9 protein-coding genes, 1 tRNA gene and 1 pseudogene are annotated in these 13,875 nt (G+C 51.9%); 5 read left to right on the forward strand and 6 right to left on the reverse strand.

What is annotated here, in order from left to right:
- From H6F80_RS02030 to H6F80_RS02050, 5 genes and pseudogenes are all read left to right on the forward strand, one after another.
- On the forward strand, positions 1 to 1,862 hold a 1,862-nt coding region (locus H6F80_RS02030; RefSeq protein WP_190789950.1), incomplete at its 5' end, for an ATP-binding response regulator.
- A gap of 236 nt (positions 1,863 to 2,098) precedes the next feature.
- On the forward strand, positions 2,099 to 2,593 hold the full coding sequence (locus tag H6F80_RS02035) for a DUF4079 domain-containing protein (RefSeq protein WP_190789951.1): 495 nt from the start codon (positions 2,099 to 2,101) through the stop codon (positions 2,591 to 2,593).
- Positions 2,594 to 2,691: 98 nt separating this feature from the next.
- Positions 2,692 to 5,109 (forward strand): ComEC/Rec2 family competence protein, encoded by a 2,418-nt coding sequence (locus tag H6F80_RS02040; protein WP_190789952.1) that lies wholly within the window; start codon positions 2,692 to 2,694, stop codon positions 5,107 to 5,109.
- A gap of 14 nt (positions 5,110 to 5,123) precedes the next feature.
- Positions 5,124 to 5,208 (forward strand) — tRNA-Ser (locus tag H6F80_RS02045).
- Positions 5,185 to 5,652 (forward strand): annotated as a pseudogene (locus H6F80_RS02050) (glycerophosphodiester phosphodiesterase); the annotation flags it as partial. The gene H6F80_RS02045 and the pseudogene H6F80_RS02050, both read left to right, overlap by 24 nt.
- Here the strand turns inward: H6F80_RS02050 and topA are convergent.
- From topA to H6F80_RS02080, 6 genes are all read right to left on the reverse strand, one after another.
- Entirely contained in the window at positions 5,639 to 7,948 is a 2,310-nt protein-coding gene (gene topA / locus H6F80_RS02055; protein WP_190789953.1) for a type I DNA topoisomerase, read from the reverse strand. The pseudogene H6F80_RS02050 and the gene topA overlap by 14 nt on opposite strands.
- Before the next feature lie 160 nt (positions 7,949 to 8,108).
- Positions 8,109 to 8,753, reverse strand: a complete 645-nt coding sequence (locus H6F80_RS02060; protein ID WP_190789954.1) for a DNA-3-methyladenine glycosylase family protein — start codon at positions 8,751 to 8,753, stop codon at positions 8,109 to 8,111.
- 68 nt (positions 8,754 to 8,821) lie between these two features.
- Positions 8,822 to 9,631 carry an ABC transporter permease gene (locus H6F80_RS02065; RefSeq protein ID WP_190789955.1) on the reverse strand — a complete coding sequence of 270 codons (810 nt, stop codon included), beginning with the start codon at positions 9,629 to 9,631 and terminating at the stop codon, positions 8,822 to 8,824.
- 27 nt (positions 9,632 to 9,658) lie between these two features.
- Complete coding sequence (locus tag H6F80_RS02070; RefSeq protein ID WP_190789956.1) at positions 9,659 to 10,516, reverse strand: ABC transporter permease; 858 nt, start codon at positions 10,514 to 10,516, stop codon at positions 9,659 to 9,661.
- A gap of 282 nt (positions 10,517 to 10,798) precedes the next feature.
- Positions 10,799 to 12,112: an ABC transporter substrate-binding protein gene (locus H6F80_RS02075; RefSeq protein WP_190789957.1), complete on the reverse strand. Its 1,314-nt coding sequence runs from the start codon at positions 12,110 to 12,112 to the stop codon at positions 10,799 to 10,801.
- A gap of 239 nt (positions 12,113 to 12,351) precedes the next feature.
- Complete coding sequence (locus H6F80_RS02080) at positions 12,352 to 13,539, reverse strand: ABC transporter ATP-binding protein (protein WP_190789958.1); 1,188 nt, start codon at positions 13,537 to 13,539, stop codon at positions 12,352 to 12,354.
- Positions 13,540 to 13,875: the final 336 nt, after the last annotated feature.

Raw genomic sequence — 13,875 nt, forward strand, 5'->3', positions numbered from 1 at the left:
AGAGCGCCCTGCAAAAGGTGGAATATGCCAAACCTGACTTAATCCTGCTGGATATTTTAATGCCGGAAATGGATGGGTTTGAAACCTGCCGCATCTTGAAATCTCAGGCATCGACGAAAGATACACCAATTATCTTCATGACTGCCCTTTCAGACACTGTGGATAAAGTCAGAGGACTACAGCTGGGAGCGGTAGACTACATCACCAAACCCTTTCAGCAAGAAGAGGTGCTTGCTCGAATTCAGCTTCACCTGAACCTGCGAAACCTCACCTGCCAAGTGCAGGAACAAAACGCTCGGCTCGAACAGGAAATTCAGGAGCGCATCCAGGCAGAAGCAATGGTACGGCGGCGCGAGGCACACCTGCGGCTGATCACCGATGCGCTACCCGTGATGATCTCTTATATCGATCGCGACCACTACTATCGCTTTGTCAATCGCGGCTATGAAGAGTGGTTTCAGCTTCCCCGCGAGGAACTCGAAAATCAACATTTGCGCGACCTGATGGGCGAAGCCCTGTATGAGGAATTGCTGCCAAAGCTGACGCTGGCACTGTCGGGACAAACCGTCATGTTTGAAAACACGATGCCTCGTCATAATAAGTTACATCATCTTGAAATTACCTATGTTCCTCATTTTGATGGAGAAATTGATGGAGAAGTTGATGGAGAAGAAGTTCGAGGAACTTATGTTCTGATCCAGGATGTGACCGAACGCAAACAGCTTGAACGACAGCTTTTGCGATCGCAGCGTATGGAAAGTCTGGGTACTTTAGCAAGCGGGATTGCCCATGACCTGAACAATGTACTGACGCCAATTTTGATGTCAGTTCAACTGTTGGCAATGAAATATCAGGATGAACAAAGTCAACGATGGCTGGAGCTACTCGAAACAAATACAAAACGCGGTGCAGATTTGATACGTCAGGTGATGTTGTTTGTACGAGGAATTGAAGGCGAGCATACTCTGATTCAAGCAGAGCAGCTGCTTAGGGAAATCAAGCCGATCGTGGAAGAAACGTTCCCCAAATCCATTACCATCTCTAGCTACATTGATCCAGATCTAGGGGTAGTTTCAGGAGATCTCACTCAACTGCATCAGGTGTTAATGAATCTCTGTATCAATGCGCGAGATGCTATGCCAAATGGGGGACAGCTCAAGCTCTCGGCTGAAAACTTAGAGGTTGATCCGGCATTTGCTCAGGCTCACCCAGAAGCTAGAATAGGTCGCTATATTCGGTTGACCGTCGCCGATACAGGTGAAGGCATTCCGCAAGAGGTGATAGATCGCATCTTTGAGCCCTTCTTTACCACAAAGGAATTCGGCAAGGGCACAGGGCTAGGGTTATCAACCGTAATTGGCATTGTTAAAAGCCACGGGGGGTTTATCACCGTTTCCAGCGAGATCAACCAGGGCACCCAGTTCAATATTTTTTTACCTACGATCGCCTCCAGCGTAACCCCGAACCCGGAAGAGAGCGACCTGCTTAGGGGACATGGAGAAATGGTCCTGGTTGTAGATGATGAAGCTGCCATTCGGGAAATCACCCAAACCTTGCTAGAAGCCCATGGCTATCAAACCTTAGTCGCTCGTGATGGCGTAGAAGCAATTTCGCTGTATATCCAGCATCCCGAAACCATTCATCTTGTTATTGTGGATATGATGATGCCGTCAATGGATGGGTCATTAGCCATTCGTGTGCTCAAAGAGATCAATCCTGACGTGCGAATTGTAGCGATGAGCGGCCTATCCCCAAGCGAACTGTGTCTAGACGTAATCGATGCAGACTTTCTCGCCTTCCTGCCAAAACCATTTACCACAAAGGATCTGTTGACTACGCTCAGTGAGATTGCAAAACGCTGAATTGCCCTGATCCCCTTTAAGACTTTTTCTGCGGCTCGCTCTAGTCTAAAAACCCTGGGTCAGGAGATTGTGAGGGAACTCTGGCAGGGTTAACGATGCTGGGAATGGGTTGGGCTGAAGGGTGGTTTGAAGATAATCGAGAATTTAAATTGCCCATCCACTCATCCACCTACTCACCCACCTCCAAAAAGACTTAATATTTCTTTAAAAATCTCTCTTCCAATCTGGAGGGCGCAATGTTAGAGCAATCCGCTGCACGGTTAAGTGATCTGTTAGAGCCGATCGCGGCATTCTTTCGTGAGTTGAATCTTCCAGAGCCGATTGTTCATTGGGGACATCCCGCAATGATGGGCATTGTGGTGCTAGTGATGGGAAGCTATGTGGCTTATGCAGGCTGGCGTGGACGACTGGCAACCGATCCAGAAGTTGCTGCAAAAAACTGGATGGATCACAAGAAACTGGCTCCGCTGATGTTTTTGTTTATCGCGCTGGGCTACACGGGCGGCGTGCTGTCGCTGGTGATGCAAAAGCAGCCTATTCTCAGCAGCACCCACTTCTGGACGGGATCGATCGCCCTGCTGCTGCTGACGCTGAATGGTCTGTTCATTGCGCTCAGTTTGGGGAAAGCTAAATCTGTTCTAAGAACAGTTCACGCTTATGTGGGCAGTGCTGCTTTTATGTTGCTGTTGCTGCACGGAGTGTTTGGCTTGAAGCTGGGGCTTTCGATTTAGCGATCGATTGCTGCTCAGATTATTGTTCAGGTCATCAATCTCGATCGCAGAAACAGCTTTACAGAACAGTTTTACAGAGCTGACTGCGATCTTTATTTATGACTCAAATCAGCGGTGCGATCATCGGTCTGGCCTATCTGCTGGGCTTACTAGCCACAGGGATTCCGGGAACCGTTCGCGGGATCCCCATCGGTTCTATTCTGTTGCTGTTTGCGGGAGTTGGCGCAGGGTTTATTGTTCCGCGCTGGAACCGATCGGCTCCCAAGCTAAAAATTTGGCTAATTGCGGCTCTGGTCGGGTTTACGGCAGGACTATATTTTGGCTGGCGAATGCCGGAGGCGACGGATACCGATATTAGCCGCTATGCCTCGTCGGCGTCTTCGGTAACGGTTACGGGTGAAATTATTAGTACCCCACGTTTGACGCGCAGCGAGAAGGTTCAGTTTGAGCTTGAGGTTTCTGACCTGCTCCCAGTTTCCCAGATGCAGACGGCAGATGAACACAGCAAAAGGGAACACAGCAAAAGGAACAGTTTGGGTAAGGGAAATTCGGGTAACGGAAATTCGGGTAACCGCACTTCGCAACCCGTTCCCATAGGGTCTATCACCCTTGATAATCGCCCTGTCACAGGCAGAATTTATGTCACCGTTCCCAACGATCGCCAAACGCCCTTTTATCCCGATCGCATCTATCCCGGTCAAACGATCGCCGTCACCGGTTCGCTGTATCTCCCTCGAACTGCGGGAAATCCAGGTGGGTTCAACTTTCGGCAGTATTTGCGGCGAAACGGCATCTTTACAGGGCTTCGAGGCGAAACAGTCAGAATTACCGAAAGTTCCTCACCGCCATTTTTTTGGTCGATTCGGCGGCGGATTGTCTCGGCTCAAGCGGCAGGGGCAGGAAGTCGAACCGGTGCTCTGCTAAGTGCGATCGTGGTTGGGCGGCGCGGGGTCGATGTGCCGTTTGGCATTCAAGATGCTTTTTCCCGGGTCGGATTAGCGCATGTTTTAGCGGCTTCGGGATTTCAAGTGACGCTGCTGGTTGGGGTGATTTTGTCGCTGGCAAAGCGATCGCAGCCTTGGACTCGATTTGGAATCGGACTCGCTGCCCTGATTTTCTATGTCGGTCTGACCGGGGCAGAGGCTCCCGCAGTTCGAGCAGGGGTCATGGGGGTCGTGGTGCTGCTGGCAATGACGATCGACCGCCGGGTGAAAATTTTGCCCGTCCTCCTGTTTGCGGCAACAGGGATGCTGCTATTCGATCCTTTAGCCATCTGGGATCTGGGCTTCCAGATGAGCTTTCTGGCAACCCTGGGGCTGATCGTAACCGTTCCCGTGCTGGACAAGTGGCTAGATTGGTTGCCGCCGCGCCTGACAAGCTGGATCACTGTTCCCACGGCGGCCTATTTGTGGCTACTGCCGCTTCAGCTAGGCGCGTTTGGGATCGTTTCGCCCTATAGTATTCCGATTAATGTGATTGCCAGCCCGATCGTGGCTCTGGTCAGTATCGGCGGCATGATCAGCGCAGGAGCGGGATTGATTTTGCCAGTTGTCGGAAGCGGGATGGCGTGGCTACTGTCTTTTCCAACGGAGTGGCTGATCTGGCTTGCAGAGAAGGGGGCTCAGCTTCCGGGAAGCGCGTATGCGGCGGGTTCAATCAATGCACTGCAAATTTTGCTTCTTTACGCTCTGGTTCTGCTGGTGTGGTGGAGTTCTCCTTGGCGGCAAAACTGGTGGCTGGCGGGAGTTTTGGCAATTTTGCTGGTGGCGGTTCCGGCTACGTATGCCTCAACCCAGCTGCGGCTGACCGTACTCCAGGCAAACGCTCCAGTGCTGCTGGTGCAAAATCAGGGGCAAACCGGACTGGTGAATCTTGGTCGGCAAAAAGATGTGCAATATACAGTTTTGCCACTGCTTCAGCGCCAGGGAATTAATCATCTCGATTGGGCGATCGATCTCAACCTGAATCAAGACTCGATCGCTGCCTGGAACGACTTGCTAAACCAGATGCCGATTTCTATGTTTTTCAGTCGCACTGCCGGGGCAGAATCAACCGCAGACTATCAGGATCTCAATCGCGCCATTCGATTGCAGCAGGGACAGGCAATTGCCCTAGCCGTCGGTCAACCAATCGATCTTGGCTCCGTTCAGCTTAAGCTGCTGAGTTTTCGTCCGATCGCCCTTCAGATGCAGGTGCAGGATAAAACCTGGCTACTGCTGCAAGACCTGATGCCCCGCAGTGAGAAACTTTCTGCGCTGATTCCTGCCCTACCGCAGGCGCACGTTTTATGGTGGTCGGGTGACTGGACAGACTCTCGTTTGTTGAAACAGGTGCAGCCCCAAACGGCGATCGTTTCCGGCGATGCCCCACGGCTCCAAGACCAACTCAACGCCCAACAAATCACGACTTACGTGACCGAGCAAGACGGAGCCGTGCAGTGGATTAGCGATGCCAAGCGATTTCCCTTCTGGAGCGATCGAGGATTTCGCCGATTTGCAGGGGATGCAGTACAATAATTTGAGCAACCTCAGGAGAGGTGGCAGAGCGGTTGAATGCGCTTGACTCGAAATCAAGTTTGGGGCAACTCAACGGGGGTTCGAATCCCCCCCTCTCCGTCCAAGTATAAATTCAAAGAATCCGGCTATGAAGCGGAAGTTTTAGAGGCATTGCAACCGCTGCATTTAGAGACGTTTGTGATTACGTCTTTTCGGCTTGAGGTGATCGATCGGGTTAAACAGCTCAGTCCCCAAATCACCATCGGTTTTTTGATAGATGCGAAGACGATCGATTTATTGCCCGATGCAAATTCGCTAAACGAAAAACTGAACGCGATCGCAGTTGATTTCCTGGCTCCAAATTGGCAGATTCTCGATCATCCGATCGTAGCTCAGCTCTCGCCGCAAATCTTTTGGGTGTGGACGGTGAATGAGGCGATCGTCATGCAGCAGCTTATTGCAGAAGCACGCTCTCGCGATCGACAAATTGCTGCCATCATTACCGATGAACCAGAAATGGGATTCGCAATGGCATCGAGTAGAAATGCAGCTAACCCTGATTAGAGGGACTTGAATTCTTTACAGTTTTCCTGGTGCGTGTTGAACTCCCTTTTCGCCTTGACCCTTTCTGCTGCCTTTGCGGACTGTTTTTTACAGGAGTCTTTGATGCAGGATCGGGGCCGCCATTCAGTTCACCATTCAGTTCACCGTTGAGGTCGCCAAACTTGGGACTCCAGAAACTTCCCTTTGCTGTGTAGAAATACACTGCATCTTTGTGCTTGCTGTCTTGCCTTTGAGTGCGATCGGAACATCGCAGCATGATTTTTTGCTGTCCGTCTTTTTGGTAGGTGTGTTCTTCCAGCGGCTGACGACAAACCGGACAGGGATAGGAAGTAAGTTTGTCGCTTGAGGATTGGGCTGAATTGGATGCAGATTGCCTTCTGGGCAATTCCCACTGCTGCGTTCGATCGCTCCAGAACAAAACGCTATCGCCGCATTGCTGGCACTTCAGGAAAAACCCCTTTGTCAGTTTACGACTCGGAATTCTTGCCATCTCGTGCTGACACTGAGGACAGGGAACATCGGTTAACTCGATAGGCTTACTGGGCATGGACTCAGCAATGTAGCTCAACATCTGCTTTTGTGCCTGGTCGATCGCAGGGGTAAAGTAGCCCTGATTCCAGTTCAGTAGCCATTCTTCCCAGCCGACTTCGCCTTGAGCAATGCGATCGAGTGCCTGCTCCATTTCTGCGGTAAACACCGGATCAACGAGTTTGGTGAGCAGCTTTTCCAGAGCGGCATCGAGTTCCAGTCCGAGTTCCGTAGGCTGGAGTTTACCCTTCTCGACATAAACATAGTTGCGCTGTTTCAGCGTTTTGATCGTGGGGGCATAGGTAGAAGGTCGTCCAATGCCTTTGCGCTCCATCAGCTGTACGAGTTTCGGCTCAGAATAGCGGGGGGGCGGCTGCGTTTGCTTTTGGTCTGCCTGCGATCGCTCCAGGGTGAGTGCCTGTCCTTCAGTAAGCAGCGGCAGTTGAGCGTCTGCCTGAAGGTTTTGCCAGTAGCGGGTATACCCTGCAAACTCCACCACCTGTCCTCTGGCTTCCCAATAGAGCGGTCCCGACTGGGTGATCACCCGAGTTTTGCGTAAGCGGGCAGGATTGCACTGAGACGCAACCGATCGCTTCCAGACCATCACATACAGATCAAACTCATCGGTTGATAATTCGGTTCTAAGCTGTGCCGAAGGACGACTAATATCTGTCGGGCGAATTGCCTCGTGTGCTTCTTGTGCCCCTTTGCGGCTGCGGTGCTGCGTCACTCGTTTGGGAACGTTGTCTGGGTCGCGGCCTTCGAGCCATTGCCGCACTGCCTGACAAAACTCAGGACTGAGGCTGACGCTGTCGGTTCGCATATAGGTAATCAGCCCCTTCTCGTAAAGGGATTGGGCAACCTGCATGGTTTTATCTGGGCTGAATCGCAGCTTTGCCCCGGCTGCCTGCTGCAGTGTGGAAGTGGTAAAGGGCGGCGGCGGAGACTGATAAGCAATTTTGCCCTCAACCGAAACGACCTGATGCGGATGCGCTTGAGCAACGGCAACCAATCGATCGGCTTCCGCCTGAGAGAGGACTTGATCTGAATCGATCGCCGCTTTGGGTTCTCCGGTATCGTCAGTGGAATTGGCGGCTTCGGCTTCAGTTTGACCTGTCTGAGCCGAGGCATTGAGCCTGACCCGATAAAATGCCCGGAAGCCCTCGGCATACTCCACCCAGACTGACCAGTAATCGTGGGGCTGAAACACCCGAATTTCTCGCTCGCGCTGGCAAAGCAGATGCAGGGTTGCGCTCTGAACTCGCCCCATTGATTTCGCGCCAATGTTGAGCTTCCAGACCACATACTTGCTGCCCCGATAGCCCACCAGCTTATCCAGACAGTCCCGCGCCCGCCCTGCCGCAATCAAATTGGTATCGAGCGGACGGGGATGTGCGATCGCCTGCCGCACTGCCTGGGGAGTAATTTCGTGGTAAACCACCCGCTGAGGATTTTTGAGGCGCAACTCCTGTGCCAGATGCCAGCTAATCACCTCGCCTTCTCGGTCTTCGTCACAGCCTAAAAAAACGCGATCGGCTTGCTTGACGGCTTGACGCAAATCAGAAAGCACTTTTTTGGCTTTCGCATCACGGGGAACATAGCGACACTGCACCGTTTTGTCGGTAAACTCAAAGCCGAGCGCGTCTTCACCTTCGTCTGCCAGTTCTCGCACATGCCCCATACTGGCTTTGACAAGCCAGCCATCACCAAGAATCTGCTTCAGTTTGGCAATTTTTCCCGGAGATTCAATCAAGAGAAGATTGGGCATAGCTAGAACGTCCACCGACAATAGCTGGCAGTATTTTTGTACTAATTATACCGCTTCAGCTTAAATCTGGGATAGTCCTTGAAACGCCGCCAGAAGGCAACCCCTGTTTAACAAGCTTTAATAGCCTTTAATAGGCTTTGATAGGCGTTTAATGGCAAGTTTACTCAGGAAGCACCTGAGCAAAATCCAGACTGCGCCAGAGATACCAGGAGGCGATCGTGCAGTAAGGCTGCCAGGACTGCCCCAATTCTCGGACGGCTTTCTGCGTTGGCAGGTCGGTTAGATGGTAAGCGCGTCGAACGGCTGCCCGAATGCCCAAATCATCTACAGGCAGCACATTCCAGCGATGCAGCCGAAAGATCAGCAGCATTTGCACCGTCCAGCGTCCAATTCCTTTAACAGGGGTGAGCGTTTGAATAATCGCTTCATCCTCCATTGCGTCCAGTTCAGTCAGGGTCGGTAGCCCGTCCTGTATTTTTTGTGCCAGGTCTTTGAGGTAAGCAATTTTGGGGCGAGAGATTCCCACTTCGCGCAGCACTTCGTCGGGCGTATCAAGCACCTGCTCTGGCGAAAGCGACTCAGGATAAAGCGCAACAAACCGTTTATGAATTGCGGCAGCGGCTTTAGTCGAAATCTGCTGCGACAAAATTGATTTGCTCAGCACCGAAAACAAATCGCCCGTGTGCTGTTCACGATCGAGCCTGCATTCCCCCACGCGATCGATTAAATCTGCCAAAACTGGATCAGCTTGTTTGAGCGCAGTCAGGGCGATCGGATAGGTTGGGGAGGCAAAGACAGAAGACATGGGTGAATCGATCCATGAGGACAATAGTTCTATCATGGCGCGATCGATCGGGCTTCTGCGGCTCAGCGTTATTCTCGCTGCTTTCTTAAGAAAAACTGATAAGCCGTCAGCGCACTGGCAATCACCGCAAACGAAAACGCTGTGGTTAGCGTTCCCAAGGCATAGAGCGCAGGCGAAGTCACGTTCGTGGTCATCCCGAAGATTTCCAGCGGCAGCGTGTTGTACTGTCCTGAAACCAGCGACGTGCGGGTGAATTCATCGTAGGACAGCGTGAATGCCAGCAAGCCCACCCCGATTAGCGTTGGGGCGATCAGCGGCAGCACCACTTCGCGAAACGTTCTAAAATTACCCGCACCCAGATCTCGCGCCGCTTCTTCGTAGGACGGATTAAAACGGTTAAACACGCCGATCATAATCAGGAACGCAAACGGCACTGTCCAGGTGAGCTGTGCGCCCAGACCCGAAGAAAACCAGTCGGTTTGCAGCCCCAATACCTGAAACGCGATCCCAATGCCCAGCGACACCAGCACACTCGGCACGACTAGACTGGAAATCGTCAGATAAAACAGCACCGTTGACCCGGTAAAGCGACGACGAAATGCCAGTCCTGCCATCACACTGACGCCGATCGACACCAGCAGCACGATCAGACTGAGCAAAAACGATCGCCCAAACGCATCGGTAAAGTTGCCGACTCGCTGTTCCTGAAACACCTGCCCCAGCCAGTAAAAGCTAAAGCCTTTCATGGGAAACGTCAGTCCGCCATCCGGTCCCTGAAGCGACAGGATAAAAATGGCGAACATCGGTCCGTAAAGGAACAGCACAAACAGGACAAAAAAAGCAGCCAGCAGATAAAACGAAAGCGATCGACGTTTCATGATTTCCTACCTATCTCTTACCAGTTCCTACAGTTCCTTGCGAATATCCACCACGCGCAAAATGCCCGCTACCAGAATCAGCGTCACAATCAGCAAAATCACCGCATTCGCCGCCGCCAAGGGATACTGCAAACTGCCAATCTGGGTCTGAATCAGCTTGCCCACCGAAGCCGCCTGCCCGCCGCCCATCAGCTGCACCGTAACAAACTCGCCCATCACCAGCGTCACTACAAAAATCGAGCCGATCGCAATTCCCGGAGCCGCTAGCGGCAAAACCACTTCCTTTAACACCTGCGTTCCTGACGCACCCATATCCAGCGCAGCCGCGATTAGATTGCGATCAATCCGCATCAGGCTGTTAAAGATTGGCGCAATCATAAAAAACGTATAGAGATGCACCATCGCCAGCACGATCGCAAAATCGGAATAAAGCAGAAACTCAAGCGGTGCATTCACGATTCCCAAATTGATCAAAAATTGATTCACCAGCCCTTCTTTTCCTAGCAGCGGAATCCAGGAAATCATCCGAATAATATTCGATGTCCAAAATGGAATGGTGCAGATCAAAAACAACACAATTTGCCACGTCTGACTTTCAATATAGAACGCCAAAAAATATGCCACTGGAAAGGCGATCGCCAAACAAAAAAACCAGACCAGCAAAACATATTTGAACGTATTCAGGTACGTCGCAAACGAAACCTTAGACGTAAAAATTGATAAATAATTCTCAAACGAAAACGCCGGAGTCATCGAATAGCCGTTGAACTGCCAAAAGCTAACGATGAAAATCAAGGCGATCGGAAACACCAGAAACAGCAAAAACACCAGCGTTTGGGGTGTAACAAGGAAGTAAGGAGAGAGGGATTTCCAGAGTTTGGACATGGGAGGGTGAATGAGTGGAAGGGTGCAATGAGTGGGAGGATGGGGAGATGCGTGAGGGGATAGGTGAGGAAATGAGGAGGAAATGGGCAGAAGAGCGAATGGGATGATTGACGATCGTCCTGTCTAGAATTGCAATCCTTAAGGAGCGTGAGTGCCTCGCGCAGGTCTGATGCCAGGCGCTTCCCTAGCGGCGATCGCTTCAATCACCGATATGCCTGCGCTCCTATTCATCCACTTATCCACTCATCTGCTCATCCACTTATCCACCCATCCACCCACTAACTACGACGCAATAAACTCATTCCACTTCTGCACCAAATAAGTGTTTTCCTGCATCGTGGAGTTCCAGACAACAATGTTGCCAAACCGCTCTTCAAAGGAGCCGCCGTCTCGTTTCGCACCCTGCTTTTCCAGGGTTTTGCCGAAGGGATCAACCATGTTAGTTGCAGCAGTTTTGCCTTCGTACCAGAAGTCCCACTCTTCCGGTTTCATAAACTTGCGTGCCGTTTCGGGAGCCGCGCTGTAGTAGCCCTGCCGTCCCAGAAACGCGCCCACCCAGCCGTCCAGCATCCAGTTCATGTAGTCATAAGCCGCATCGAGGGCAACGCCTGACAGGTTTTTCGACAAACCGATGCCGCCGCCCCAGCCGCGATAGCCTTCTTTCAGCGGAGCATAAACGCACTCAGTTCCCTTTGCTTTCACAGCCGTCACCGCAGGCGACCACATCGATTGCAGCACCACCTCACCGGACGACATCAGGTTGACCGATTCATCAAAGGTTTTCCAGAAGGCGCGAAACTGCCCGGCTTGCTTCTGCTCGATCAGGATATTGGTGATTTGGTCGATTTCTGCACGGGTCATGTTGCCCTTGTCGCCGAATTTCATCAGTCCGCCCGCTTCTGCCACCATTGCCGCGTCCATAATGCCGATCTGGGGAATGTCCAGAATCGACGTTTTGCCTTTATATTTCGGGTCAAATAGCTCTGCCCAGCTTTGGATCTGGGTTCCCACTAGGTCGGGACGATAGCCCAGCGTGTCGGCATTGTACTGAAACGGAATCATCGTCGCAAAATCAGTCGGAGTCGGCGAAAACTCCTTGGAGTCTGCGGCGGTCAGGTATTGCACCCTGTAGGGAGCCGTGCCCTGCGATTGTTCTACGGGCAGTCCCTTAAACTTGCCTGTAGTGAAGAAAGACACGATTTTGTCGTAGTTGGTGATGCGCTTGATGTCGATCGCCTGCAAGTTGCCCGACGGAATCACCAGCGGCAGCGAGAAATACTCCCCGTCAAAAATGTCGTACTGTCCGGGCTGCGTAATCGCAATCTGGTTGTTTTGCTCGGTGCTCAGGGCACGCATTTGCAGCTTGAAACCCAGGTCTTCCTGTGCCTTATCGCGCACTTCGTTGATTTGGGAAACGCCCGTGCCAATAAAGCGCAGCGTCACATCTTTGATCTGATTCGTGTTTACCTGCGGACCCGTTGCCGGATTGTTGGGCGTTCCCACGGGGGCTTCGTTGCGAGCGCAACGCGTTGCCGTGACCAGGGCAGTTGCTGCTAAACCAGTCCGAATCAGTTGCCGACGAGAAATTTTAGCCATAGTTCTGTGAAAAATCCAAAAAAGAAAAAAGTGAGCGAAGCAATCTGTGAACTGAAATGGGGAAAGTGAATTGATGATCTTTCCACAATCCTCTTTGAGGCTCAGGAGAATGCTTGAGAAGTGACAAACTAAGCTCCGTTTGTTTCGCCCAAACGATCGCCTGAGCGCAGCAAACCATTCTTCAAGCCATCTCCAAATCTGTTTTTCAAGTGTCTCCTATTGCAAGAAAATTTAATCTCCTAATGTGACAAAAACACACAGTCATTTGTTGCCCATTGCAACGTTACAAGCTGCCCTTCTGTGGCTTCCTGCGCGATCCAGTCGTGTGTTCGCACTTTGTAGGTAATTTCTTCTCCGGTTGCTTCCAGCATCAGCGAAACACGGGTGATATATCCCGTAAACTCGATCGCCGTTACCCTTGCTGCAAGCTGATTTGGGGCATCCGGGTCGAGTGCAGGGTAGGGAGCTATGATCATGCGATCGCTTCGCACACAGCAGGCTGCAGTCATGCCCACATCGGCGGCTTGTCCCCGACAGAGAAATGTACCAATGCGATCGACCTCAAGCTGCACCACACAGCCGCTTCCTGCGATCGTATTCGGTGAAACGCCCGTGACCTGGCCCACAAACAGATTGTTATCGCCGACAAAGCGAGCCACAAACCGCGAGGCAGGCGTGGCAAAAATCTGTTCCGGCGTGCCGATCTGATCAATATGCCCGTGATCCATCACCACGATTTGATCAGAAAGGGCGAAGGCTTCATCCTGTCCGTGCGTGACCTGAATAAACGTCATGCCAAATTGCTTTTGCAGCTTTCGCAGCTCGCCCCTGGTTTTGACCCGCAGGTTTTCATCCAGCGCGCTGAGTGGTTCATCCAGCAAGAGAACCTGAGGACGGGTAACGAGTGCCCTTGCGAGTGCGACCCGCTGCTGCTGACCGCCGCTGAGCATCGCAGGCTTACGCTGAGCAAATTTCTCCAGCCCAACGATCGCCAGCATTTCTTCCACTCGCGACTTCCGTTCTGCCGGAGTAACCCCCGCCATCTTCAAGCCAAACTCGATGTTTTGCCACACGGTTTTGTGCGGAAACAGGGCATAGTTTTGAAACACCATTGCCGTATTGCGCCTAGCAGGCGGAAGCTGATCGACCCGCTGATCTCCGATCCAGACTTCGCCGCTGGTGACTTCCTCGTGTCCTGCAATCATTCGCAGCGTACTGGTTTTGCCGCAGCCGCTCGGACCCAGCAAACAGCAGTAAGACCCTGCCGGAATTTCCAGGTTAACGTTTTCAACGGCAGTAAAAGAACCGTACTTTTTCGTGACCGATCGCAGCGTTACTCCTGCCGTTTGAGCGGGCGCTACGTGCAGCGCAGAGTCGATCGCAGAAGGATTGACAGGATGAGATGCGGAAACAGAAGACTGAGACATAAAAAATTATTCCAGGATGATTAGAAAACACCGCAGCAAACCATCAGTTCTTATCGAAAATTTGGGGCTGCTTTCAGTACAAAGCCTCCGCTAAGGTGAGATTGTGTTTCTTGTTACAAGAGCCAGGTTTTCGGGAAATTTTTCAGGTTTATTCGGATCGAATGCTACTTGCTCTGGCTGAGCCTGCTTCAATTTCAACTGATGATAGTGAGCATCCAGCCGCAGCAGCGTTTGCAGCAGCACATTTGCCCCCGCGACGCACTGTTCGGGCGAGGTATACTCGGTTCACGAATGGCTGATGCCTGCCTGACTTGGCACAAAAATCATGCCCATCTC

It is taken from the genome of Leptolyngbya sp. FACHB-711 (assembly GCF_014695615.1).
Taxonomy (GTDB): domain Bacteria; phylum Cyanobacteriota; class Cyanobacteriia; order Elainellales; family Elainellaceae; genus Leptolyngbya_A.

Excerpts from the sequence above, each read along its gene's own strand:
- H6F80_RS02035 (WP_190789951.1), top strand. The coding sequence starts at position 2,099 with ATGTTAGAGCAATCCGCTGCACGGTTAAGTGATCTGTTAGAGCCGATC.
- H6F80_RS02040 (WP_190789952.1), top strand. The coding sequence starts at position 2,692 with ATGACTCAAATCAGCGGTGCGATCATCGGTCTGGCCTATCTGCTGGGC.
- topA (WP_190789953.1), bottom strand. The coding sequence starts at position 7,948 with ATGCCCAATCTTCTCTTGATTGAATCTCCGGGAAAAATTGCCAAACTG.
- H6F80_RS02060 (WP_190789954.1), bottom strand. The coding sequence starts at position 8,753 with ATGTCTTCTGTCTTTGCCTCCCCAACCTATCCGATCGCCCTGACTGCG.
- H6F80_RS02065 (WP_190789955.1), bottom strand. The coding sequence starts at position 9,631 with ATGAAACGTCGATCGCTTTCGTTTTATCTGCTGGCTGCTTTTTTTGTC.
- H6F80_RS02070 (WP_190789956.1), bottom strand. The coding sequence starts at position 10,516 with ATGTCCAAACTCTGGAAATCCCTCTCTCCTTACTTCCTTGTTACACCC.
- H6F80_RS02075 (WP_190789957.1), bottom strand. The coding sequence starts at position 12,112 with ATGGCTAAAATTTCTCGTCGGCAACTGATTCGGACTGGTTTAGCAGCA.
- H6F80_RS02080 (WP_190789958.1), bottom strand. The coding sequence starts at position 13,539 with ATGTCTCAGTCTTCTGTTTCCGCATCTCATCCTGTCAATCCTTCTGCG.